Annotated in this window: 27 protein-coding genes; 12 read left to right on the top strand and 15 right to left on the bottom strand. The window is 63.7% G+C overall.

All coding sequences use genetic code 11. The features are described 5' to 3' along the window. The first annotated feature begins 21 nt into the window (after positions 1-21). Positions 22-852, top strand: coding sequence for a MerR family transcriptional regulator (locus CH283_RS12395; RefSeq protein ID WP_094638491.1), 831 nt, complete (start codon positions 22-24; stop codon positions 850-852). Here CH283_RS12395 and CH283_RS12390 read toward each other — a convergent pair. Together CH283_RS12390 and CH283_RS12385 are read right to left on the bottom strand one after the other, a co-directional pair. Further along, complete coding sequence (locus CH283_RS12390; RefSeq protein ID WP_068045244.1) at positions 840-1,022, bottom strand: hypothetical protein; 183 nt, start codon at positions 1,020-1,022, stop codon at positions 840-842. The two genes, CH283_RS12395 and CH283_RS12390, sit on opposite strands and share 13 nt — an antisense overlap. 39 nt (positions 1,023-1,061) lie before the next feature. Next, entirely contained in the window at positions 1,062-1,694 is a 633-nt protein-coding gene (locus tag CH283_RS12385) for a DedA family protein (RefSeq protein WP_094638493.1), read from the bottom strand. 135 nt (positions 1,695-1,829) lie between these two features. On the opposite strand from CH283_RS12385, the gene CH283_RS12380 reads away from it, so the two are divergent. From CH283_RS12380 to CH283_RS12370, 3 genes are read left to right on the top strand one after another with little or no spacing between them, the layout of a single operon-like run. Next, a complete protein-coding gene (locus CH283_RS12380) occupies positions 1,830-3,104 on the top strand; it encodes a sensor histidine kinase (protein WP_217901104.1) in 1,275 nt (424 codons plus the stop codon). Next, positions 3,095-3,751, top strand: a complete 657-nt coding sequence (locus CH283_RS12375) for a response regulator transcription factor (protein ID WP_068045236.1) — start codon at positions 3,095-3,097, stop codon at positions 3,749-3,751. Before CH283_RS12380 ends, CH283_RS12375 begins: the two co-directional genes overlap by 10 nt. Next, the gene (locus CH283_RS12370) at positions 3,748-4,521 is read left to right on the top strand and encodes a DUF4097 family beta strand repeat-containing protein (RefSeq protein ID WP_094638494.1); all 774 of its coding nucleotides are present in this window, start codon (positions 3,748-3,750) and stop codon (positions 4,519-4,521) included. Before CH283_RS12375 ends, CH283_RS12370 begins: the two co-directional genes overlap by 4 nt. A 20-nt stretch (positions 4,522-4,541) precedes the next feature. Here the strand turns inward: CH283_RS12370 and CH283_RS12365 are convergent, their stop codons facing one another. Both CH283_RS12365 and CH283_RS12360 read right to left on the bottom strand, forming a co-directional pair. Further along, complete coding sequence (locus CH283_RS12365) at positions 4,542-5,762, bottom strand: FAD-binding domain-containing protein (protein WP_094638495.1); 1,221 nt, start codon at positions 5,760-5,762, stop codon at positions 4,542-4,544. Between the two features lie 42 nt (positions 5,763-5,804). Next, complete coding sequence (locus tag CH283_RS12360) at positions 5,805-6,146, bottom strand: FmdB family zinc ribbon protein (RefSeq protein ID WP_441344162.1); 342 nt, start codon at positions 6,144-6,146, stop codon at positions 5,805-5,807. 86 nt (positions 6,147-6,232) lie between these two features. On the opposite strand from CH283_RS12360, the gene fmdA reads away from it, so the two are divergent. After that, positions 6,233-7,486 carry a formamidase gene (gene fmdA, locus CH283_RS12355; protein ID WP_037195472.1) on the top strand — a complete coding sequence of 418 codons (1,254 nt, stop codon included), beginning with the start codon at positions 6,233-6,235 and terminating at the stop codon, positions 7,484-7,486. A gap of 6 nt (positions 7,487-7,492) precedes the next feature. Next, positions 7,493-7,990 carry a hypothetical protein gene (locus tag CH283_RS12350; protein ID WP_094638496.1) on the top strand — a complete coding sequence of 166 codons (498 nt, stop codon included), beginning with the start codon at positions 7,493-7,495 and terminating at the stop codon, positions 7,988-7,990. A 6-nt stretch (positions 7,991-7,996) separates the two neighbouring features. On the opposite strand, the gene CH283_RS12345 is transcribed toward CH283_RS12350, so the two are convergent. Further along, entirely contained in the window at positions 7,997-8,593 is a 597-nt protein-coding gene (locus CH283_RS12345) for a hypothetical protein (protein WP_094638497.1), read from the bottom strand. Positions 8,594-8,828: 235 nt separating this feature from the next. Between CH283_RS12345 and CH283_RS29125 the strand changes: the two genes are divergently transcribed. Continuing rightward, a complete protein-coding gene (locus CH283_RS29125) occupies positions 8,829-10,754 on the top strand; it encodes an HNH endonuclease signature motif containing protein (protein WP_094638498.1) in 1,926 nt (641 codons plus the stop codon). Between the two features lie 100 nt (positions 10,755-10,854). Continuing rightward, positions 10,855-11,211, top strand: a complete 357-nt coding sequence (locus tag CH283_RS12335; RefSeq protein WP_141215231.1) for a hypothetical protein — start codon at positions 10,855-10,857, stop codon at positions 11,209-11,211. Between the two features lie 6 nt (positions 11,212-11,217). Here CH283_RS12335 and CH283_RS12330 read toward each other — a convergent pair whose 3' ends face one another. Both CH283_RS12330 and CH283_RS12325 read right to left on the bottom strand, forming a co-directional pair. Then, entirely contained in the window at positions 11,218-11,415 is a 198-nt protein-coding gene (locus CH283_RS12330; RefSeq protein ID WP_068045214.1) for a PLD nuclease N-terminal domain-containing protein, read from the bottom strand. Positions 11,416-11,430: 15 nt separating this feature from the next. Then, on the bottom strand, positions 11,431-12,009 hold the full coding sequence (locus CH283_RS12325; RefSeq protein ID WP_094638500.1) for a hypothetical protein: 579 nt from the start codon (positions 12,007-12,009) through the stop codon (positions 11,431-11,433). Positions 12,010-12,504: 495 nt separating this feature from the next. Here CH283_RS12325 and CH283_RS12315 point away from each other — a divergent pair, with 495 nt between their 5' ends. Further along, positions 12,505-12,753, top strand: a complete 249-nt coding sequence (locus CH283_RS12315; RefSeq protein ID WP_141215230.1) for a PLDc N-terminal domain-containing protein — start codon at positions 12,505-12,507, stop codon at positions 12,751-12,753. Here the strand turns inward: CH283_RS12315 and CH283_RS12310 are convergent. Together CH283_RS12310 and CH283_RS12305 are read right to left on the bottom strand one after the other, a co-directional pair. Continuing rightward, on the bottom strand, positions 12,735-13,187 hold the full coding sequence (locus CH283_RS12310; RefSeq protein WP_176460230.1) for a GNAT family N-acetyltransferase: 453 nt from the start codon (positions 13,185-13,187) through the stop codon (positions 12,735-12,737). The genes CH283_RS12315 and CH283_RS12310 overlap by 19 nt on opposite strands. Beyond that, entirely contained in the window at positions 13,174-14,148 is a 975-nt protein-coding gene (locus tag CH283_RS12305) for an aldo/keto reductase (protein WP_094638566.1), read from the bottom strand. Before CH283_RS12305 ends, CH283_RS12310 begins: the two co-directional genes overlap by 14 nt. Before the next feature lie 64 nt (positions 14,149-14,212). Between CH283_RS12305 and CH283_RS12300 the strand changes: the two genes are divergently transcribed. Then, entirely contained in the window at positions 14,213-15,124 is a 912-nt protein-coding gene (locus CH283_RS12300; RefSeq protein ID WP_176460229.1) for an aminotransferase class IV, read from the top strand. A 3-nt stretch (positions 15,125-15,127) separates the two neighbouring features. On the opposite strand, the gene CH283_RS12295 is transcribed toward CH283_RS12300, so the two are convergent. Continuing rightward, complete coding sequence (locus CH283_RS12295; RefSeq protein ID WP_094638503.1) at positions 15,128-16,276, bottom strand: serine hydrolase domain-containing protein; 1,149 nt, start codon at positions 16,274-16,276, stop codon at positions 15,128-15,130. Positions 16,277-16,322: 46 nt separating this feature from the next. After that, positions 16,323-16,895 (bottom strand): TetR/AcrR family transcriptional regulator, encoded by a 573-nt coding sequence (locus tag CH283_RS12290; RefSeq protein ID WP_094638504.1) that lies wholly within the window; start codon positions 16,893-16,895, stop codon positions 16,323-16,325. A gap of 105 nt (positions 16,896-17,000) precedes the next feature. On the opposite strand from CH283_RS12290, the gene CH283_RS12285 reads away from it, so the two are divergent. Beyond that, on the top strand, positions 17,001-17,840 hold the full coding sequence (locus CH283_RS12285; RefSeq protein ID WP_094638505.1) for an alpha/beta fold hydrolase: 840 nt from the start codon (positions 17,001-17,003) through the stop codon (positions 17,838-17,840). A gap of 44 nt (positions 17,841-17,884) precedes the next feature. On the opposite strand, the gene rraA is transcribed toward CH283_RS12285, so the two are convergent. Together rraA and CH283_RS12275 are read right to left on the bottom strand one after the other, a co-directional pair. Then, a complete protein-coding gene (gene rraA, locus CH283_RS12280; protein WP_094638506.1) occupies positions 17,885-18,364 on the bottom strand; it encodes a ribonuclease E activity regulator RraA in 480 nt (159 codons plus the stop codon). A gap of 24 nt (positions 18,365-18,388) precedes the next feature. Then, positions 18,389-18,772, bottom strand: a complete 384-nt coding sequence (locus CH283_RS12275; RefSeq protein ID WP_094638507.1) for a DUF5313 family protein — start codon at positions 18,770-18,772, stop codon at positions 18,389-18,391. A gap of 232 nt (positions 18,773-19,004) precedes the next feature. Between CH283_RS12275 and CH283_RS12270 the strand changes: the two genes are divergently transcribed. Beyond that, entirely contained in the window at positions 19,005-19,298 is a 294-nt protein-coding gene (locus CH283_RS12270; protein ID WP_068045187.1) for a WhiB family transcriptional regulator, read from the top strand. Here CH283_RS12270 and CH283_RS12265 read toward each other — a convergent pair. Both CH283_RS12265 and CH283_RS12260 read right to left on the bottom strand, forming a co-directional pair. Then, positions 19,267-20,019 (bottom strand): MerR family transcriptional regulator, encoded by a 753-nt coding sequence (locus CH283_RS12265; protein WP_068045190.1) that lies wholly within the window; start codon positions 20,017-20,019, stop codon positions 19,267-19,269. The genes CH283_RS12270 and CH283_RS12265 overlap by 32 nt on opposite strands. A 99-nt stretch (positions 20,020-20,118) precedes the next feature. Beyond that, the gene (locus tag CH283_RS12260) at positions 20,119-21,324 is read right to left on the bottom strand and encodes a lipase family protein (protein WP_068045185.1); all 1,206 of its coding nucleotides are present in this window, start codon (positions 21,322-21,324) and stop codon (positions 20,119-20,121) included. Positions 21,325-21,369 lie beyond the last annotated feature (45 nt).

The following is a 21,369-nucleotide window of genomic DNA, read 5'->3' as shown; positions in this document are numbered from 1 at the left end:
AGACGAGAACCTCGGAGGGTCATGTTCAGCATTGGAGAGTTCGCATCGATCGGCCGGGTGTCGGTTCGCATGCTTCGGCATTACGACGAGATCGGGCTGTTGACGCCGGCACGGGTGGATCCGTTCACGGGCTATCGCTCGTACGACGGTTCACAGTTCGAGGTTCTGGGACGCATTCTCATGTTCAAGGACCTCGGATTCAGGCTCGACGAGGTGACGCAGATCGTGCACGGCCAGGTCGATGATGATCGGCTACGCGAGATGCTTGCCGCGAAGCGTGACGATGTCGCGCGTCGACTCGATCTCGATGCCGCTCGTCTGCGTCGCATCGATGCGCGTCTCTCCCACACCGAAAGGATTTCGATGATCACCGTGGACACCAAGTCGTTGCCACCCACCCGTGTTGCTCTCGTCACCGAGACCGCCGCCGGGTTCGGGCCGGAGAACATCGGCCCGGTCATCGGCCCGATGTACGCCCGACTCGCCCAGACGCTCGCTGGGCACGGCGTGACGTTCGGGCCGTCGTCGATCGCCATGTACGAGGCCGTCGACGACGGGGACGGCAGCGGCATCACCGTGCATGCCGCCTTCGAGGTGACACCTGAGGTCGTTTCGGGTGAGGGCTTCGAGGTTCGTGAGCTTCCGCCCGTCGAACTCGCGGTGACCACCGTTCACCACGGTTCGATGGCCACGATCGGTGAGACCTGGGAACAGTTCATGGCGTGGATCGAGGCCAACGGTTACGAACTCTCCGGCATCTGCCGCGAGTACTACCTGGTATCGGAGCCGCAGCCGCAGGAGAACTGGGTCACCGAGTTGCAGCAGCCGGTGGTTCGACGTCAGGACGCCTGAGCGAACTCCACGAGGGCAGTGCACTGGCAGCCGCCGGTGACCTCCTCGCATTCGAGCACCAGGAAGTGGCGGACGTACTCGAGGTCCACGCAGTCCGGCTCCGTGCACTCCGCACCGCCGACCGCGTGGATCACGAGTGTGCCGTGGCAGGTATCGAAGCGTGCGGACATGCGAATCCCTTTCTGTCGTATCTCTCTACATCCTTGATATCACCGGGCTCCGACAAGTTCGGGAGAAGACGAGCGTGTTCGACGCCTGAGCTGGGTCGCGATCATGATCGTCAGAGCCGGAATCCAGGCGTATCCCAGGGCGGTCCTGATGATGGTCCGGTCGCCCAGCCACGCTCCGGCCGACACCAGTACACCTGCCCACACGACAGCAGCCAGCAGGCTGAGCACCACGTATTCGCGATGCCGCAGTGAGGAGGTCGCGACGAGTCGGGGCGTGATGGTGCGGACACCCCCGATGAGGTGACCGGCAGCGGCGACAGTGCGTGGTCGTGATCGTGCGTGTGTGGCCAGCCCGTGGACAACCCTGATCACCGCGGCAGGCAGCGCCGACTCCGCGCGCCCGAGACCCAACACCGTGCCGGTGCGGCGACCGTGCCAGAACGCCCACTGCGCCCCCAGGCTCGACGCGACCGCGGCGGTGACGACGGCAGGGAGCCACGGTACGACGCCGATCGACGTCAGCACCCCGAGCGTGATCGGGACGCTGTTTCCTGGTGTAAGGAGACCGAGCAACGACGCGGACTCGAACGCCAGCAGCACGAATACGACGGCGAAGACGACCCATACGGGCACGGACGACAACCGGTCCACATCAAGGATGTTCAGGTTCATACCTGTCGAATCTGGTCGACCGTGGCACGGAAAACACCACGATCGACCCACGGATCGACGGTAGGGCCAGCCCTACCTCGGGCCGTGGGTTCACACTGCGGACAAGCCGACGACACCCGACTTAGGCTGATCCGCATGAACGAGGCTCTACCGATTCCCCTGAATCCACTCAGGGCGTGGATATCGCCGCACTGGTGGCTTGCGGTGGCGTCGTTGCTGGCATCGACGGTCGCCGGGCTGGGCGGTTGGATGATCCTGGGCCTGCTGATACTGGCGGTGTGCGCACTGCCGTTTGCGCTCAGCGGGGTGCTCGTCTTCGCGCTGACGATAGTGGCGCTCAAGTGGATGGACCGTGCAGCGCGTGCCGGAATCGGTTTCACCGGTGGAATTGCCATCGAGGGCCCCGAAGTGACCGTGTACCCGACCAGTTGGCGCAAGTTCGTCTGGTGCCTTCGCGACATCGGATTGTGGAAGTCGTTGTGCTACTGGCTCATCCGTATTCCGGTCTCTGCTGTTCTGCTGTTCTTGCTGCCGGCGCTCTTCGTGGCCCTGCCGGTTCTCGCGCTGGCCCCGGTCGCCTGGATCGTGTCGAATCCGGTCGCCGATCAGCTCGAAATCGGCGAGCGGGTGGGCTATCCGTTCGTCGCGTTGGTCGGTTTCGCGTCTTTGGTGACCTTCGTTGCGGGAGTTCCGCTGCTGCTCACCGCCCTGGCGCGACTCGACTGGTGGAGTGCCGCAGCCCTTCTCGGCCGATCGGAGTCCAGTAGGAGAGTGGACGAATTGACGGTGAGTCGAGCTCGTGTCGTCGACGCTGCGGATGCCGAACGCCGTCGCATCGAACGCGATCTGCACGATGGGGCCCAGCAGCGGCTCGTTTCGGTGGCGATGTCACTGGGGCAGGCGAAGTCGCGTGTCTCTGCGAGCGAGGACGCGGTGTTGAAAGAACTGCTGGACGACGCACACCGAGAAGCAAAGAACGCGATCGGCGAGATCCGCACCCTCACCCGCGGTCTGCATCCGCCGATCCTGACCGACCGTGGACTCGACGCCGCACTGTCGTCCGTCGCGGCGTTGTGCACGGTACCGGTGACGTTCCGGATAGACCCGGCCCTTTCCGGTGATCGACGCCCGGACGCCACCGTCGAGTCGACGGTCTACTTCGTCGTCTCGGAGGCCCTGACCAACGTGAGCAAGCACGCGAAGGCCGACCACGTCCGAGTGGACGTCTCGAGAGTCGAGTCCGCAGTGCGGGTAACGGTGGTCGACGACGGTTGTGGCGGAGCGCATCCGGCACCGGGAGGCGGCCTGGCCGGGCTCGAGGACAGGCTCAGCGGAATCGACGGAACCCTGTCCATCACGTCGCCGTCCGGCGGCCCGACGCGGCTCGAGGTGAGCATCCCGTGCGAGTGATCATCGCCGACGATTCGGTTCTGTTGCGAGAGGGCGTCGCTCGCTTGCTGACCGATACCGGAGCCGACGTGATCGGCAAGGTGGCCGACGCGTCGGAACTGCTCGCGGCCATGTCCGCTGCCGATCCGCTTCCCGATGTCTGTGTGGTAGATGTACGCATGCCGCCCACCTTCCTGGACGAAGGTCTGCGTGCAGCGCTGGTCATTCGCCAACGGTGGCCCGCTGTAGGGGTTCTCGTGCTCTCGCAGTACGTGGAGGAACGGTACGCGGCCGAGCTCATTCGGCAGAGCACGGACGGCGTCGGCTACCTGTTGAAGGACCGGGTAGCCGACGTGGACGAATTCGCCGATGCCGTCCGGACCGTTGCCACCGGTGGCACGGTCATCGATCCAGAAGTGGTGCAGCAGATTCTGGCTCGGGCCCCACGATCGGATCCACTCGATTCGCTGACCCCACGCGAGCGGGAAGTGTTGACCGCCATGGCCGAAGGCAAGTCGAACGCCGGAATTGCCGCTGCTCTGGTGGTCGGTCAAGCAGCCGTGGAGAAGCACATCGGAAACATCTTCGCCAAGCTCGGGCTGCTCGGAGACAGCGCCGATCACCGCCGTGTCATGGCCGTCCTGCGATATCTGGGAGCGATTCAGTGAGAAAAGTTCTGTGGCGCACTGCTGTCGCCGTGTCGGTTGCCGTCGTAGTGGTGGGTACCGCAGGAGCGGCCACGACGGCCACCCTCGCTGTCGGCTTCACCACGCCGAAGATGCAGTCTTTCGATTACTCCGCCGATACGGCGATCGTCGGGAACAATCTCTCCGTCACAACCAGATTCGCCAAGGTGTCGGTGTCCATGAGCCCCGACTCGGACCTGCACGTACGGGCCGACGGGTCCTACCGAGGGGATACTCCGACGGTCGACATCAGTGACGACGGCTCGACGATCGCTGTGGAGTGTTCCTACCGCAAGCGAGGCAGCTGCGACATCGGCCTCGAACTACGGATACCCGTCGGCTCGATTCTCGACATCGACGCAGCAGCAAGCGACGTGGAGCTCTCCGACGTGGACGCGCAGGCATCGGTGTCCACGTCCGCGGGATCCGTGACAGCTCGGGGATCTGCCGGAACCCTGGACATCACCACCGGATTCGGTGACGTCGACATCACCGACGCAGCTGTGTCGGCAGTCGAGGTGGACACGACGTTCGGTCGGGTCGCCCTGGATTCGAGGGTGCCACCGGACTCGGTCCGTGTACAGAACATGCAGGGCGACAGCATGATCGAACTGCCGGCAGCCGATTTCTACGACGTCGAGGCGACGTCGGAGAAGGGAGATGTCGACATCGACGTCGTCGACGATCCGAATTCCCCGAGGTCGGTGTCGATCACCAGTGAAGACGGCCGGATTTCGGTGCAGCGGAGATAGTTTCGGTCAGTGACTGCTGTTCAATGACTCCGACGCCACGCGCTGAACGATCTGACCGAGGACGTGGTGGGACGCACCAGCCACGGCCACGGATGCAACTCGACCGGGGCCACGGCGTCGGCGATGCGGGAGAAGCCGGGAACGGGCGCCCAGGTGGTGGCCACGGCGCGCTCGGAGAGTTCGTCGGCCACTCGACCGCGGCGCACCTCCAACGGGCGGGTCGACGCGATCTCACCGAGCGTCTCGGCAAGAAAGACCAGCCTCTTGCCGGAGAGCCGCAGTTTCCGCAGCAGTGGTTCGTCGAACACGAACACGGCAGCTCGATCGGGCTGCGCTGCCAGGGCCGGGTCTGCGGTGCCGAGCGACTCTGCTGTGATCCACACTTGTTCTGCGCCTTGTCCTTCCACGTGAGCAGGACCGGCGGGAATCGGAGCCTTGTTCAGATCCGGGCCGTCGACCGCGGGGCCGAGATCGTCGTCGGGCCAATTCTCGATGGGGCACGCATCGTTCAGTGCGCAGTTGCGGCACAGGGACGGTGCTCGCTTGTTCACCTGCCATCGACTGAAGCCGTACACTTTGCCGCTTCCGGTGCCGACGGTCCACTGCCAGCCGAGGCGATTGGCGGCGCGAGAGCCGTCGAGTAGGTGAGCGAACATCTCGTCCTCGCCATCGCGCCACGTTGCACCGGCGCGGACTGCCCACTGGGACGCCAGCCACATGCGAGTTTGATTGACGAGCCAGCCGTCGTCGTGCAATTCACCGACCACCGAAGACATGCAGTTCATCTCCTCGGGCCACGGCTGCGCGGTCCAGCCCTGCGGTCGTGGCTGTTCGCGGCGCAGGGACTGCCCCAGTTCTGTTCCGACCCGTGCATAGAGGTGGCGAGCATATTCCTGCCACATCAATTCGTCGCGGTAGCGGGAGCGGTCGCGGGAGGGAGCGTCGGCGACCGCGTCCCACACTTCGCGCAGAGTCAGCAGCCCGTGGCGGATGTACGGCGACATGCGGCTCGCACCTCGGCGATTCACCGGCAGGACCGTGCTTCGATCACGGGCATAGCCGGTGATGTCGAGTCCGGCCAGCGCGGTATCGGCAGCGGACTGTCCACCTCGAATGGCACCGGCAGTGACCCCGTCCGCCCCCTCGCGAGCCAGATCGCCCAGGTGCTCGGCAACCCAGGCGACGACGTCATCGGTGGCGGCACCGTCGGCGATGGATGGGGGAGGAGGTAGCTCGGACATGCCGTCGGACTTCCCCGTCGGGAGGAAAGGGAAACGCGGGGGTCAGGGTCGCGGTAGGCGTCGATGAAGCGGGTTCGATGTCGTTCTTGTCGCCGCCCTCCCCTGGTGAGGTACGGACGAGACGACGGCGGGCGTGTCCGCGGTGGCGCGGGCGGCATCGTGCGCTTGCATCGCAGCGCTGTTTCCTCTACCGAGAACGGGTGAGGAGATCTTTCGGGCTGCCGCCTGCCCGCATGCCGGACACGGCACCTCCGAGGGCACGTCGGCCATGGAGAATCGCTGCTCGACGGGGGCGCAACGCTGTGCGCAGCGGAAGCTGTAGGTGGGCACGTATCCGAGGGTAGCGTTAGATGTCGCATCAGCGACGTTCCGGCACAACGTCATACAAGATTTACATGCCATATGCGGCCGGATGCGCCACGACGGTGCAATGATCGAGGCAGGGGAATCCGCGCAACCGGAGGTGTTCAGTGCCCGAACTGCTGTTTCCGCTCGACTCGACGAAGAGCTTCACCGAACAGGAGATCGTCGGCCACAACCGATGGCATCCCGACATTCCGGCGGCGGTCACGGTCAAACCCGGCACATCTTTTCGAGCCCACTGCCGCGAATGGTTCGACGGGGCCATCCACAACGACGATTCCGCCGAGGACATTCTGAATGCGCCGCTCAACAACGTGCACACACTGTCCGGGCCGTTCCACATCGAGGGAGCCGAGCCCGGCGACCTGTTGATCGTCGACATCCTCGACGTAGGGCCGATCCCGCAGGAGGATTCGGGTCCGCTGGCCGGTCAGGGCTGGGGTTACACGGGAATCTTCGCCAAGGAGAACGGCGGCGGGTTCCTCACCGATCGATTCCCCGACGCGTACAAGGCAATCTGGGATTTCTCGGGGCAGACCACCACATCTCGTCACGTTCCCCACGTGAAGTACACCGGCATCACCCATCCCGGCCTCATGGGGACCGCGCCATCGGCGCAGTTGTTGGCGAAGTGGAACGCCCGTGAAGGTGCCTTGATCGCTACCGACCCCAATCGTGTTCCGCCACTGGCACTTGCCCCAGAACTCGACGGGGCGATTCTCGGATCACTGAGCGGCGACGAATTCTCCCGTGTCGCAGGTGAAGCCGCGCGCACGGCACCGCCCCGCGAGAACGGCGGAAATCAGGACATCAAGAACCTCACCAAGGGCACTCGCGTCTTCTATCCGGTGTTCGTGCCCGGGGCGAAGCTGTCCTTCGGCGACCTGCACTTCTCGCAGGGAGACGGAGAGATCACGTTCTGTGGAGCCATCGAGATGGGCGGCTTCATGGACCTGCACGTCGACCTCATCAAGGGTGGCATGGAGACCTACGGGGTGAGCGAGAACGCGATCTTCATGCCCGGCAACACGGCACCGCAGTACTCGGAATGGATTGCGTTCTCGGGCATTTCGGTGACCGTCGACGGTGAGCAGAAGTATCTGGACTCCGACCTGTCGTACCAGAACGCATGCATGCACGCGATCGACTACCTCACCAAGTTCGGCTACAGCCCCGAGCAGGCATACCTGCTGCTGGGATCGGCCCCGATCGAAGGACGCCTGTCCGGCGTGGTGGACATCCCCAATTCCTGTGCCACCGTATACATCCCCACCGCGATCTTCGACTTCCCGATAGCACCTTCTGCCAGCGGACCATTCCAAATCGACCCGGGAATGGGAGCGCCGAGGGCTCAGTTCTGACGCCGTATGCCGACACTGTGGATGCTCGAGGACCTAGAGCCCTTCCCCGACGAGCCTGTCGTAGGTGCGGTGTGTACACCGACGACCTACTGGGCGTCACCCGACGCGATGGACCTACCCGCTGAGGTGTGTACCGAGGTGCAGGCTCGAGTGGAGGCTGTCACCACCAACGGCCGGACGGAGCGGGTAGCGCACCTCGGCAACGGGTTCACCACGATGATGGGCGACGGTAACTTGGTCGGTGACGTGATGTTGCACGGCTGCTTGGTGTGGGACCGGTACCTATGGATCGATTTCTGGGCAAGGCCGCGGGGTAGCGTTCGCGTGTTGGATCGCCCCGGCTTTCTAGCACGGCACGAGGAACATACTCCAACGCCACATCCCGGGATGTTCGCCGTGACGCCGTACGGACGCATGGAGTATCGCGAACACGGCTCATTGCCAATGAGTTTCGGTGTGCAGTGGAACGTGCTTCTGGTCGAGACTGTTGCATCGAATGGTTGAGGAGTCTCAGTCGTTGTGCTCGTCGTGGCCCTGAGTGACAATCTGGTCGACGCGGACTGGCATGGATGCGATGGAGGTGAGCGCGAGAATGTCGGCGACGGTTTCTGCGCTGCCTCCGAGGTACGCGCAGTGGAAGTCGAAGTGCTGAGCCACGCACCATGTGTGATCGCTGGGCCACCACAGATTCGGTGACAGTCCTTCGAGTGTGTCCGCTGCGCGTGAGACCGGTCCCTTCAACAGGAAATAGTCGTAGCCGGCGATGGCTGCGGTCGGTGCCGTCGCGCGAATGCCATCGAGCGCGGTGTTGCCTTCCCAGACGGCGAACCAGCACTCGTCCGGTGCTGTCGTGCTTCGAGCGAGTACTTCGATGATGGATTCCAGCTGATCCTGCCAGCGTGCAACGAATTTCGACGGAATCGGACGCGACATGCTGCTGCGTGCTGGATACAGGATGCGGGCATAGGCGTCGAACACAGTGGGGACCAGCGAGCCCACTGTGGTTGTGGCGAGGCCGTCGAGGTTGTAGTCCACCCACTGCGCTTCCGAGACATTCTGCTGCAGATCGTCGTTCGACCATACCGGGTGATACGTGCTCGATGCCATAGCCCTCACGCTACCGACATCGAGTGCGCCCGCTGACAGGTTGAGCCACCACCCGCCAGGCGAATTGTTCAAGCCAGGATCGTTCAGCTCCGAATGCCGATCATGCGGTTCGGATGTCTCACGTCAGTTCCTACCACCGTGACTGCGTAGATGATGGGCGGAGCCGTCGACAGTCGTCTTGCCCTGTTCGTAAATCTGTTCGAAACTTGTCGGTGGGTCGCGGTAGATTTTGTACATGCTTTCGGGGGACGGCGGATCAGGGGTGGACGGCATCGATGTGGTGCCGCCTGCCCCTGACGTGTCCGATCCTGACTTGTCGGCATTGGTGGAGCGGGTCGAGTCCGCGGTTGCGGAGTTGACGGAGCAGGCGTCGGTGTCGTGGACGAACGCCGACCGGCGTGCGGTGATCCAACGCATGGAGATGCTGAACCGATCCTTGTCGGCCTATTCGTACACCTGGCTGAACGAGCTGATCTCTCAGCACGGCCTCGACGTGTATCCGGGCTCGGTCCCGTCGTCGGTGGCGTGGATGCTGCGGATCACCCCTCGAGCAGCAGGAGCACGAGTGCGTCTGGCTGCACAATTGGGTGATCGAACGTCGTTGTCCGGTGAAGTACTGGCCCCGTTGCTGCCGCGAACTGCCGGAGCATTACGGGCCGGGTTGCTCGATGCCAAGCATGTGCAGATGATCCGCGAGTTCTTCCGTCATCTGCCCTCGAGTGTCGATCCGCAGACCCGCGATCTCGCCGAACAACAGTTGGTGGAACAGGCAGTGAAATTGCGGCCGGACGATTTCGCGCCGGTGGTGGCGTGCCTGGACGCGATGGTGAATCCGGACGGCGATCACGACGATGATGACGATGATGACGATGACGACGGAAACCCGCCGAAGCCGCGAAAGCGGAGGGATGCGTTCTTCTACCTCGGCGAGCAAGGGGCCGACGGTATGTCGGAAGGCAAATTCTGCGTCGACCCCGAACTACGCGCCTACCTCGAAGCCCTGTTCTCGAAAGCCGCGAAACCTGGCATGTACAACCCCGCCGACGGCAAACCGATCGTCGACGACGACACCGGAAGCGACGGGGACGACCAGACCTCGGGCGAGGATGCCCACGCACGACCGCAGCCCGGGACCACGCCCCGCGAAGCAGGGGCGAGTGATGCAAGATCGGGGGACTCCAATTCCGAGACACCACCGCTACCTAAGCGGGAAGCCCGGTGGCCACGTGATGCGGGACTCTGGAACGACGGCCCTTGCGGTGAGGGCCCTTGCGGTGATGGCCCTTGCGGTGACGACGATTGCGGTCACAACGAATGCGGTCACGACGACTGCGGAGGCGGCATCGAATGCGGTTGCGGTACAGGCTCCGACGACGCCTCCTCCGACGACACTTCCTCCGACGGCCCTGCTGCCAGGCGTACCGCTGCCGGGCACGGCGATACTGAGAGCAGTCAGGCAAGGGCCGAGGCTGCGGCGTCAACGCGCGAGGCCGCAGCCCAGCGTGACATCCGCACCCAGAACGAACGTCGTCACGACGCCCTGAAGCTGGCGCTCCGGCACACACTTGCCTCCGGGACTCTCGGCACACACCGAGGCCTGCCCGTCACCGCCATCGTCACCATGAGCCTGAAGGATCTGGAAGCCGGCTGCGGTTACGCGAAGACCGCTACCGGATCCCGCGTGTCGATTCGCGACGCCATCCGCATGGCCTCCCATGCCCACCACTACCTGACGATCTTCGACGACGACGGCAGAGCCCTCTATCTGGGCCGTTCCAAACGCATCGCCTCCGCCGATCAGAGGATCGTGCTCATCGCCCGGGACCGTGGTTGCAGCTTCCCGTCCTGCACCCGGCCGGCAACGTGGTGCCAGGCCCATCATGTCGACGACTGGACCACCGGTGGGCTCACCGACATCGACGGATTGACCTTCGGCTGCGACATGCATCACGCACTCGTGGGCACCGGACCCGGAAAGTGGGCAACCACCAAAACCACAGCAGGACATCGCTATCCAGGTCGCACCCTGTGGCATCCACCGGCCGGGATGGACCCCAAGCGCCGCGGGCTGATCAATCACGCCCACCACCCAGAGGAAGTGCTGTACCCGCCGGACCACCATGACGACACCGGCGACGTGGAACCACGACAACCCGCCTGACGACCCACACCAGTCTCAGGGCACAGCCCTGCCTGTAATCAGCACAACCTGCCTGCTCGAGGGACGGACTCGGAGGTCGGCGGTTGCGTACGGTGGGTCGATGATGGTTCTCGGGAGCGGCACGGCTTCGTTGTCGCCGCCTGCGCGCTTCGTGTGGAATGCGCTGATGCATCCCGATCTGCACCCGCACAATCGAGGCTTCGCCTGGCCGGTGATGTTCCAGGACGCGCCGCCGCCTCGGGTGGTCGAGAGCAGTGAGTTCGACCGTGTCGTGTGGAGCTCACCGTGGCCTACCGTTCCGGAAGTGCTGGTGCAGTTCGATTTACGACCGAATACCCAGCTCCGATGGACGCTGCTGGCTCACGCACCTACGCCGAGTCTGCAGACGATCGAATGGTTGCGCGCTCAGGCAAGCCATCTGGTGAATGTCGATCTCAGGAGCGCACTCGGTCACTAGCGGCGGCTAGCCGTTGCCGCCGCTCGGCCCGTAGGAATACCGCTTACCGATTGTGAACCACAGGATCGGCCCGATGATGGGCAGAACGAACGCAACGAGAATCCATGCCAACTTGGCAAAGAACCCCATGTAGCGGTCACGGACGATCGAGAAAACAGCCATGGTGAACAGGGCAAGCGCGATAGCGATACCGGTAGAGGTCATCTGTCGAGACGGAACTCAGTCGGTTCCGCGCAGATAATCGCGACGTACCGCGACTCGCCGACCACGGTCCACCGGATCCCCTGGGTGCAACGATTGCTGCAATTCGAGGATTGCAGCATCATCCAACTCCGTGTCGAACGCTCCGGCCGCCCAGTCCCAGTCCTGCGTGGACCACACATAGTGCGTCACCCTCCACATTGGTGCCCATCCCTCGTCGCTGCGGGGACGGCGACCCAGGAACGTTCTGCGAGAACTGGTGTCGAAGCCCCCGGTATCGGCGATGCGAACGTCCTCGGGAGTGAAATCCAAAGGCGCGCGGACGGTCAGTGGCGTCGATGCCACCTGGTCGGTGAACCACTGGACGTGCTCGTGACGCAATGCCCTCGACTCGTCCTCGAGCAGTTTCTGGTACTCCTCGGTGGTGTATGCGGGCCCGTCCCAGGCGAACAACGCCTCGTCGATCGGTTCGCCCACTGCGAGTTCGACGAACTGCGAACCGATTCCGACTTCGTCGATGCGGTCACCCAGGATGAAGCCGGACTCGACGTCGACCCAGATTCGGAGCGGATACGGCTTGTCCTCCGGCGGAGCCAACCGAACCGTCCAACACTTGCGCCCGGCGAACTCGACCGTCTGTCTCCACCGGCCCGGTGGGTTGGGCGAACTCGTTGCCGGCCCATTCGGCGGTACTGCGTTGTTGCAACAAGAATTGGCTGGGCCCGAGGTAGATCACTCTGCCGAGTGGGCCGACGCGAGGCCGGTCGGCCGGGCCCGTGAAGTCCCAGGCGCGCGTGCCGTCGCTGATGAAGATGGGACTGCCGTCGATGCGTTCCACGCGGGTTCTTCGCCCGGATCGCCACACCCGACAGCTGTCTTCGGGCCGGATCAGAACGGGTGGCGTTCCGCTGTAGGCGAATCCGTGACGAAAGGACTCGGGGCTGCCCGCTTCGTGGACTTCCTCGATAGTGCCGCGCAACGGTATGTTCGATTCACTTGTCATAGCCGTGAGCACTTCGATCCACGCGGTCATGGCCGCAGCCTAATGCGATCGAACTCGACAAGGTGGAGTTCGGAGTCGAAGGGAGTCGGGTGAGAATCAGCGCCGAGGTCAATCCCACACTTCCGCTGGCGTTCGACCTTGCCTGGATGTCCGTGGTCGTGTTGTGGCTGGTGCTCGTCGTTGTTGCGTGGATGTCGATATTTCGCAGCACTCAGTCGCGGAAAGGCACGAAATTCTGGTGGTGCGTATTTGTATTGCTGATGCCGATAACCGGTGCACTGATCTGGTTTTTCGCTCGCCCGCGCAACTCCGACAACGATCAGCGAACGAGTTCGTAGCGAGCCAGCCACAGTCCCGGCAGTACTTCTTGATCTTCGGTGTGTACGAAGCCGAGTGATTCGTACAATCTGCGGGCCGGCGCATTGTCCCGTCCGGTAGCCACTTGCACACGTTGTCCCACAATCGAATCCAGCATCACGTCCACCAAACCGCGTCCGATGCCCCGGCGATGTGCATGTGGAGCCACCACCAGGCGATCGATCTCCGCCTCGGACCATGCAGCGGCACCGAGGATTTCGTGACCTTCTCGCGCGACGAGCCAATAAACGTGTGCGGCACACAGATCGTCCACCGACTCGTGCAGCAGCGGAATCCTGCTGTCGCCGATCAGTTTTGCTTCGACCGCATACGAACTCTTCTGCACTGCGAGAATCTGCTCAGCGAGGCCGAAGTCGGCGGCAGGGTCGACACCGACGATCTCAATAGCGACCACCAGCGGGAGCCGGCAAAGCGTCGAGTGCAGCGAGGTGATCGGCGCTCAAGGTCAACTCGGCCGCTCCTGCATTCTCGTCCAGACGCGACGTGCGCCGGGTGCCGGGAATCGGGACCACATGTTCACCCTGCGCCAGAACCCACGCCAGGGTCACCTGCGCAGGCGTCGCACCGAGCTCGTCGGCGACCGCCGCGATGGCGTCGACGATCACGAGATTGGCATCGAGGTTGTCCTGGCTGAAGCGAGGCAATCGTGAACGGAAATCGTCTGCGGCAGGTGTGGTTCCGCGAAAGTTGCCGGTCAGGAAGCCGCGGCCCAACGGTGAGAAAGGCACGAATGCCGCACCGTTGTCTTGCGTCCACTTCAGGGAGGTCTCGAGGTGGTCGCGCGTCCACAGTGACAGTTCGGACTGCACGGCGGAGATCGGATGCACCTGCTGGGCCCGATCGAGCTGCTCGACGGTGAACTCCGAGACCCCCAGTGCGCGAACCTTTCCGGCCTGCACGGCCTCGGCCATCGCGCCGATGCTGTCTTCGACGTCCACCTCGGGATCCGGGCGATGCAGGTAGTACAGATCGATGTGATCGACGCCCAGGCGGCGGAGCGAATCGTCGATCGCCGAACGCAGGTGCTCGGGCTTGCCGTTGGGGCCCGAAATGACGGGTTCTCCGGCGTCGCCGATATGAGATTCGAGACCGCCCTTGGTCGCGAGGATCACCTCGTCACGTCGGCTACCGATGGCTGTGCCGACGACCTCCTCGTTGGTGAACGGTCCGTACACATCGGCCGTGTCGATGAAATTCACACCCAGGTCCAGGGCGTGCCCGATGACGTGATCGGGGCTTTCCGTCCGGTCGTCGGCCTTGTATGCCCAGGTCATTCCCATGCACCCCAGGCCGATGGCACCCACCTCGGGGCCGTCGTTCCACAGGGTCCGGGTCTGTACTGTTCGTGCGCTCATGAACTCGACCATACGACGAGAAATGTGTTGTCGCTCGGACTTGCCGGGCGACTAGCATCGCCGCATGGCTCTTCCACACTCGAAGGTGTATTTCGGCGACCGTTTGGTCGAGGCGCAGGATGCGACGCTCGGAGTAGCGACCTCGGCCGTTCTGTACGGGCTCAGTGTCTACACCGTCTTCCCCGTGCAGGTGGACGGCGATCGGCGTACCGCGTTCCGGTTGCTCGATCACTACCAGCGACTGGTCGAGTCCTGCAAGATCATCGGCATCGACACGTTCGCGTCGCAGTGGACGTTCGAGCGGTTCGTACAGGCAACACGCGACGTGGTCGACGCCAACGCCCCGACGACCGAGGTCTACGTCCGAGCTACCGTCCACGTGGACGAATCGATTCCCGGAACTCGGGTGCGCGGGCTGCACACCACGGTGTCGATCTTTCTGTACGACGCCAATCCCATTGTCCCGCAGGACGGTATGCGGTTGAAGACGAGTGTGTGGCGTCGAATCCCCGACAACGCCATTCCATCGCGCGCCAAAGTCAACGGTGCGTACGTCAATTCTGTTCTCGCCAAACAGGATGCGATCGACAGTGGCTTCGACGACTGCATCTTTCTCGACATCAACGGCCATGTGTGCGAACTCAGTGCCGCGAACATCTTCCTCGTCCGGAACGGCGTGCTCGTGACCCCGGACGTCACCAGCGACATTCTCGACGGCATCAACCGTCGGACCATTCTGACCCTGGCTCGTGAGGAAGGGCTGACGGTTCAGGAGCGGACGGTCGATCTCACCGAGCTGTACATCGCCGACGAGGTGTTCGTCTGCGGCACCTCGGCCGGAGTTGCTCCGGTGTACGAAATCGACGGTCGCGCACTAGGAACCAAGGAAACCGGCCCGGTGACGCTGACTCTGCGTAAGCGACACCAGGCCGCGCTCACCAGCGACGAGGTGCACGGCTGGGTGAGCGTGCTGTGAGTTCTACGCCGGGCAGGTCGAGGTGAGTCCGGCGATCAACGCTTCGGCGGCCGGCTGTTCGAGTGGATCGGCGGCCGGGTTCGGCCCCGCCGTGGTCCAGGCCAGCGATACCTGACGCTGACCGTCCGGGCTCGAGAACGCGTAGGTGCGGTAGCCGAAGCCGTTGCCGCGGTTGCCGAATACGAGCTCGCCCGAGCCCGGGTTGCACGCATCTCCGCCGAGCAGCAGGCCGAGCCCGTACGTGGACGGCGTCACGACCTGCATCTCCTCGATCAGATTCTGCGGGATCAGCGTGCCGTCGAACAGCCCTCTGAAGAAGGTGTTCATGTCGCCCACGGTGGAGACCACTGCCGCCCCCGCCGACCAGATGCTGGCGTCGTACTCGGTGACGTCGGTGTACGTCCCGTTCTCCAGAACGTAACCGTGCAGGGCATCGGCGTCGAGCGTCGAATCGGTGGGGTACGTCGTGTTGCTCATCTCCAGGGGATCGAAGATCCTGTCCTGCAACGACTGTCCGATGGACTTGCCGTCCAAATCGGCGATGATCTTCCCGAGCAGGACGTAGTTGGTGTTGGCGTAGCTGAACTCCTGACCGGGCTCGCTCGCCCAGGGCATGGCCACAGCCTGGGCGATCAGCTCGTCGTCGGTGACGGCATCATTCGCCCTCGCGGCGATCTGGTCCGCCGAGTCGAATCCGGTGAAGTAGTCGGGAACGCCGCTGGTGTGGTCGAGTAGCTGGCGAACGGTCACCGCCCTCGGGAGCAGGCCGGGAAGCAACTCGTCGACCTGCTGATCGAGCTCGAGCTTCCCCTCGTCCGCGAGCTGAAGCACGACGGCAGCAACCATCGCCTTGGTGACGCTGGCAATGCGGACCGGGTCGTCGGCGGACGCGGCCTCGGTGCCGTCGCGTTCGACCAGGCCTGCGGCTCCCGACCATGAATCCTCGCCGTCACGTACCGCCGCCACAGCGGCGACGGACCCGGCGTCGACCATGGCGTCCAAGGCCGCCTGGACGTCGTCGGTTCTGATGGTTCCGGTCGAGGGCGTGGTGGTGGTCGACTCGACGGCTGACGGCTCGTCGGATGTGACGCACCCACTGACCAGCAGGGACGTCGACACTGTGAGGGCGGCGAGGATTCGTAGCTTGCTCATGTCTTCGACGCTAACGCCGCCCCGCGAAGAATTTCAGTGTCAAATGTCAGTGATTGGCTCGGCCCGCGCTCGAATCCAGCAGAACCTCGGTCGCAGTCTTTGCCGCAGCGGCAGATTCGGCCAGTTCGGTGATGGCCGCCGTGGTTTGAGCGCCCTCGGCGAGCAACGCGATCTGCAGTCCGACGGTCGGTGCGCAGCCGGCTTCGACGGCCAATCGGGTGACGTACTCGATGAAGTTCTTCTTGTGCTGATGCGCGGCGTCGGCGACCTCGGGCATGGTTGCGCCCAATTCGCCGAAGGAGTTGATGAACGCACAACCGCGAAAGTCGTCCTCGCGAAACCAGTGGTCCAGGAAGTCGAAGATCGACAGCAGCTTCTCTCGAGGAGACTCGTGAACGGCGGCTTCGGCCCGGATGCCGTCGTTCCATTGACGGGTGCGACCGCGAAGAACCTCGGCCACGATGGCGGTCTTCGACGGGAACAGGGAGTACATGCGTTTGAGAGAGATGCCCGCCGCAGTGCGCAGTTCGTCCATGCCGACGGCCTGAATTCCGCGGGCGTAGAACAGCGCGTCCGCTGCTCGGACCACGTCGTCCCGCCCGAGTTCCGTATTCGTCATCGTCTACCCCTTGCCGAGAGAACCAACGTTCTCTACAGTAGTCCACACGCGGTGAGAACGACCGTTCTCCCGCGTCGGACTTCACTCACGAAGGAAGGCGACACCATGGCGTACATCAAGGTCGACACCGAGAACTCCACCCCCGTCGAGGTCTACTACGAGGATCACGGCACCGGGCAGCCCGTCGTGCTCATCCACGGCTACCCGCTCGACGGCAACTCCTGGGAACGTCAGTCGCGGGCGTTGCTCGACGCCGGCTACCGTGTCATCACCTACGACCGCCGCGGATTCGGTCAGTCGAGCAAGCCGACCGTCGGATACGACTACGACACCTTCGCCTCCGACCTGGACAAGGTGCTGACCGAGCTCGATCTGAACGATGTCATCCTGGTCGGATTCTCTATGGGCACAGGTGAACTCGCGCGATACGCCGCGAAGTACGGTACCGATCGCGTCGCGAAGTTCGCGTTCCTCGCCTCGCTCGAGCCGTTCCTGCTGCAGACCGACGACAACCCCACCGGCGTTCCTCAGTCGGTGTTCGACGGCATCGACAGTGCCGCTCGCGAGGATCGCTTCGCCTGGTTCGACAGTTTCTACAAGGACTTCTACAACCTCGACGAGAACCTCGGGACCCGAATCAGTGAGGCCGCGGTCCGTGCGAGCTGGAACACCGCGACCGGCAGCGCGCCCGTGGCTGCCTACGCCGTCGTGCCCACGTGGCTCGAGGATTTCCGCGGCGATGTGGAGAAGGTGCGCGAATCGGGCAAGCCGACGCTGATCCTGCACGGCACGGCCGACAACATCCTGCCGATCGATTCGACGGGCCGGCAGTTCCACAAGGTGTTCCCGGAGGCGACGTACGTCGAGGTCGAGGGCGCACCGCACGGGCTGCTGTGGACGCACTTCCAGGAAGTGAACGACGCGCTGCTCGCGTTCGTGAAGTAGGAGCATCACGGCGGCAGGCATCGACGCCTGCCGCCGCTCGTGGGCTATACCGCGACGACGCCGTCGTGGTCGCTGTAGACGATCTCGCCCGGGTTGAACGTCACGCCGCCGAAGCTCACCGGGACGTTCTTCTCGCCCGAGCCGGTCTGAGTGCTCTTGCGCGGGTTGGTGCCCAGTGCCTTGACGCCGATCTCGAGCGTGCGCAGAATCGCGGAGTCGCGCACCGCACCGTTGACGATGACACCCGCCCAACCGTTGGTGACGCCGCGTCCGGCGATGATGTCTCCGACCAACGCGGTATGCACGCTGGCATCGCCGTCGACCACCAGTACGCCACCGTTGCCGGGCTCGCTCAGGGTCTGCTTGACCAGCAGATTGTCCTGGAAGCAGCGAATGGTGGTGATGGGGCCCGCGAACTCCGTGTGCTTGCCGAACTGGATGAACTGGGTGTCGCAACTGCGGATATCGGGACCGATCTCGTCGGCCAGATCAGCTGTTGCCTTGAATTCCACAGGTGACGTCATGCGGCACAGACTATCGCTCGCACATCAACCGCGGCCGTGACGCCGTTCGTAGTCGTCACGAGTGCGGTCGACCCGGCTCTGGGCCTTGGCGTTGATCATCTGCGGGTCGAGGCCGTGGATCAGCAAACGATGCCGCCGATAGACGTTCATCAGCGCGATCGAGAAGTAGACCAGCGGAATGAACAGCAGCGACATCATCGCCAGGGACATCCACAGCGGCCCCGGGATCAGCAGGAACAGCAGCAGCAGCGGAACGATCGGAAGAACGAAGCGCGCGATGTAGCGAACCTGGGCGCCATTACCCACCAGATCGTTTCGAACCCAGTCTTGCATCGACGCGGGCAGGACGCGTCCGAACGTGTACCCGAGGAACTGCATGGGGCTCGGGGTAGAGCGATCGGTTGTCATCGCGCAATGCTAGTCCGACCTGTCTTGGTACATGTCACCGTTGACTGCGGTTTATCTCATATGTGACGCTAACGTCAGTTTGTGGCGGCGGACCGAAGGACTTCGACAGTGACCGATCGCAGAACCCTGCTCAGCGCACGAGCCGCGGGCGGCGGACTGGGGAACCGGCGCACAGTCACATCCGGCAACATCTGCCGACTACTGAATCTCTGATCGAAAGGGGTGGCTGCCGATGAGAACGCAAGCAATGCAACCGATCTCCGAGTACTGGGATTGGCAGATGAACGCTGCCTGCCGCTCGATGCCGGTCTCGATGTTCTACCCGCCCCTGGGACTGCGGGGATACTCGCTGAGAAACCTCGAGCGACAGGCGAAGCTCGTGTGCGATCGATGCCCCGTGATCGCGCGCTGCCTGCAACACGCACTCGACTCGGACGAAAAATACGGAGTCTGGGGTGGATCGACCGCACACGAGCGGTCCGCGATGGCTCGCGTCAACCCTGGCGAGCGGCGTTCGCAACGATGACGTCGCGAAGATACTGCGCCAAGCCGGACGCAATCCCGTTGTAGTGCTTGGCAAATCGCTCGTCGGCTATGTACATCTCCGCCAGGTTCACCTGCATCTCGTAACCGCAGTCGTAGTACCGTTCGATCGATGCCCGATGACGCTCGGCCAGTACCCCGGCCTCGGTGGAATCCGGTGACACACCCCGCTGCATCGCGGCTGCGAGGTCCGCTTCGAGGAGATCGGCCTCGACCTTGATGGCCTTCCAGTCGTCCTTGGTGAACGACGCCGTCCGCTCCTGCGACTGCTTCCACTCGTCGGTTTCGCCCCAGCGTTGCTCGGCTTCCTCTGCGTACTCTTCGCCGGTCCAGTTGTCGCCGAAGATCTCGCGCTGCTCCTCGGGAGTCAATTGCATACCCATCTTCTTCGCCTCCATCATCTTGTCCACGGCCGCAGCCATTGCATGCAAGTGATCGATTCGCTCGTTCAGCAACTCTCGCTGCCGACGCAGATGCGCCATGGCATCGACCGCGGGATCGTCGAGCAACGCCGCGATGACGTCGAGCGCGAACCCGAGCTCGCGATAGGTCAACACCTGATGCAGCCGCTCGACATCGGCCGACGAGTACGTCCGATAGCCCTTCGGAGTTCTGCCCGACGGCACTACCAACGCGATCTCGTCGTAATGATGCAGCGTCCTGACGCTGACACCCACCAACCGTGCGACAGCACCGACCTGCATGCTGTCCTGGTCGCTGCCGAAGGTCTCGTTGCCGACGAAGGAAGAATCACTCACGAAAGACACTGTGCTGCCTCCCGTGGCGTGAGGGTCAAGCCGCGCTTATCGGGTCACACGTTCGCACCCGGAGGTGGATTCTCCGGCGAGGCGCTGCCCGAGCCAGTCGTACGCACCGGGACGGCCGTTGGTCTGCGCCACCGAATGATCTCCGGGAACCAATTCGAGGCGAACCGACGCTCCCGCCGCGCACCACTGGTCCTGCACGGCCTCGGCACCTTCCTTGGGAATGAGGAAGTCCTGCAGCCCCTGGTAGATGTAGATCGGTGCGTCCGGCGTCGTCTGGCCCATCCGGTTCTCTTCGACGACGGCCTTGGTGATCGGGTGGTCGAAGACATCGGGCACGTTGGAGAGGTTTCGCTGGTCCAGCAACAACAGGCCCGAATACGACAACACATCGACGCATTGATCCTTCTGCGCCAAAGCCAGTCGCTTCCCGTTGTCGTTGGCGAGCTCCCGCATCTCCGGGTACTCCCTGGACAATCCGATCGTCGCCGCAGTGAACAGACCGGAACCGATCTGGCCGTTCAGTGAGGTCTGCAAAATCTTGTAGTCGGTCGGCGGGCCACCGAACGCGACACCGGCGATGTTCAACTCGGGCGCGTACTCGGGAGCCAACTGCGCTGCCCAACCCGAGGCGATGGCACCGCCGGAGTAACCGGTGATGCCGATCGGCGCGTCCGCAGCCACTCCTGCACTCTGGGATGCGCGTAAGCCGTCGAGCACTGTGTGTCCGGAGACGAGACCGGCCGAATAGGCCTGCCGAGGACCCTGGTAATCGGTGACGACGACCGTGTAGCCGCGGTCGAGCAGAATCCGGACCTGATCGACTTCCTTGTTGTTGCCGCGCGGCAGCGTGTACGACGGCGCGCACTGATTACCGAGCGAGTCCGTTGCCTCGTTGTACGCGATGACCGGACGATCTCCGGCTCCGGTCCACGGCGCGGTGGGCGTCAGGACCGTCGTCGCCGCGGCGATGGGTCGGTTCTTCGAATCGGTGGAGCGGAAGAGCAACTGCACGGACGACGCCTCGGGCGTGACCGCGACGTCGCGACGGTTCAGCACTGTGCCGGGCTGCAGGTTCTCGTACCCGGCAGGCGGGTCGAACCATGGATCACCGAGTGAGGTGGGGAGATACGCATCCGGATCGCTCGGCGGAGCGATGAAATCCTGCAGTGGATCGGCCTGGGCCGACCCTGCGAACGACAGCATCAGTGCCGCGGCTCCGGCCAGAACGAATGCCTTGCGCATATATTTCCCACCCTGTAGCTCCGTACGCCCCGACGTCCGGTAGAC

The sequence above is a fragment of the Rhodococcus sp. 05-2254-2 genome, assembly GCF_002259095.1.
Lineage (GTDB): Bacteria > Actinomycetota > Actinomycetes > Mycobacteriales > Mycobacteriaceae > Rhodococcoides.
This window is presented reverse-complemented; position numbering and strand designations above follow the sequence as displayed.

Bases quoted from the DNA above. Each gene is read 5' to 3' on its own strand.
- CH283_RS12395 (WP_094638491.1), top strand. From the start codon at position 22: ATGTTCAGCATTGGAGAGTTCGCATCGATCGGCCGGGTGTCGGTTCGC.
- CH283_RS12390 (WP_068045244.1), bottom strand. From the start codon at position 1,022: ATGTCCGCACGCTTCGATACCTGCCACGGCACACTCGTGATCCACGCG.
- CH283_RS12385 (WP_094638493.1), bottom strand. From the start codon at position 1,694: ATGAACCTGAACATCCTTGATGTGGACCGGTTGTCGTCCGTGCCCGTA.
- CH283_RS12380 (WP_217901104.1), top strand. From the start codon at position 1,830: ATGAACGAGGCTCTACCGATTCCCCTGAATCCACTCAGGGCGTGGATA.
- CH283_RS12365 (WP_094638495.1), bottom strand. From the start codon at position 5,762: ATGTCCGAGCTACCTCCTCCCCCATCCATCGCCGACGGTGCCGCCACC.
- CH283_RS12360 (WP_441344162.1), bottom strand. From the start codon at position 6,146: ATGACGTTGTGCCGGAACGTCGCTGATGCGACATCTAACGCTACCCTC.
- CH283_RS12350 (WP_094638496.1), top strand. From the start codon at position 7,493: ATGCCGACACTGTGGATGCTCGAGGACCTAGAGCCCTTCCCCGACGAG.
- CH283_RS12345 (WP_094638497.1), bottom strand. From the start codon at position 8,593: ATGGCATCGAGCACGTATCACCCGGTATGGTCGAACGACGATCTGCAG.
- CH283_RS29125 (WP_094638498.1), top strand. From the start codon at position 8,829: ATGCTTTCGGGGGACGGCGGATCAGGGGTGGACGGCATCGATGTGGTG.
- CH283_RS12335 (WP_141215231.1), top strand. From the start codon at position 10,855: ATGATGGTTCTCGGGAGCGGCACGGCTTCGTTGTCGCCGCCTGCGCGC.
- CH283_RS12330 (WP_068045214.1), bottom strand. From the start codon at position 11,415: ATGACCTCTACCGGTATCGCTATCGCGCTTGCCCTGTTCACCATGGCT.
- CH283_RS12305 (WP_094638566.1), bottom strand. From the start codon at position 14,148: ATGAGCGCACGAACAGTACAGACCCGGACCCTGTGGAACGACGGCCCC.
- CH283_RS12300 (WP_176460229.1), top strand. From the start codon at position 14,213: ATGGCTCTTCCACACTCGAAGGTGTATTTCGGCGACCGTTTGGTCGAG.
- CH283_RS12295 (WP_094638503.1), bottom strand. From the start codon at position 16,276: ATGAGCAAGCTACGAATCCTCGCCGCCCTCACAGTGTCGACGTCCCTG.
- CH283_RS12290 (WP_094638504.1), bottom strand. From the start codon at position 16,895: ATGACGAATACGGAACTCGGGCGGGACGACGTGGTCCGAGCAGCGGAC.
- CH283_RS12285 (WP_094638505.1), top strand. From the start codon at position 17,001: ATGGCGTACATCAAGGTCGACACCGAGAACTCCACCCCCGTCGAGGTC.
- rraA (WP_094638506.1), bottom strand. From the start codon at position 18,364: ATGACGTCACCTGTGGAATTCAAGGCAACAGCTGATCTGGCCGACGAG.
- CH283_RS12275 (WP_094638507.1), bottom strand. From the start codon at position 18,772: ATGACAACCGATCGCTCTACCCCGAGCCCCATGCAGTTCCTCGGGTAC.
- CH283_RS12270 (WP_068045187.1), top strand. From the start codon at position 19,005: ATGAGAACGCAAGCAATGCAACCGATCTCCGAGTACTGGGATTGGCAG.
- CH283_RS12265 (WP_068045190.1), bottom strand. From the start codon at position 20,019: ATGCAGGTCGGTGCTGTCGCACGGTTGGTGGGTGTCAGCGTCAGGACG.
- CH283_RS12260 (WP_068045185.1), bottom strand. From the start codon at position 21,324: ATGCGCAAGGCATTCGTTCTGGCCGGAGCCGCGGCACTGATGCTGTCG.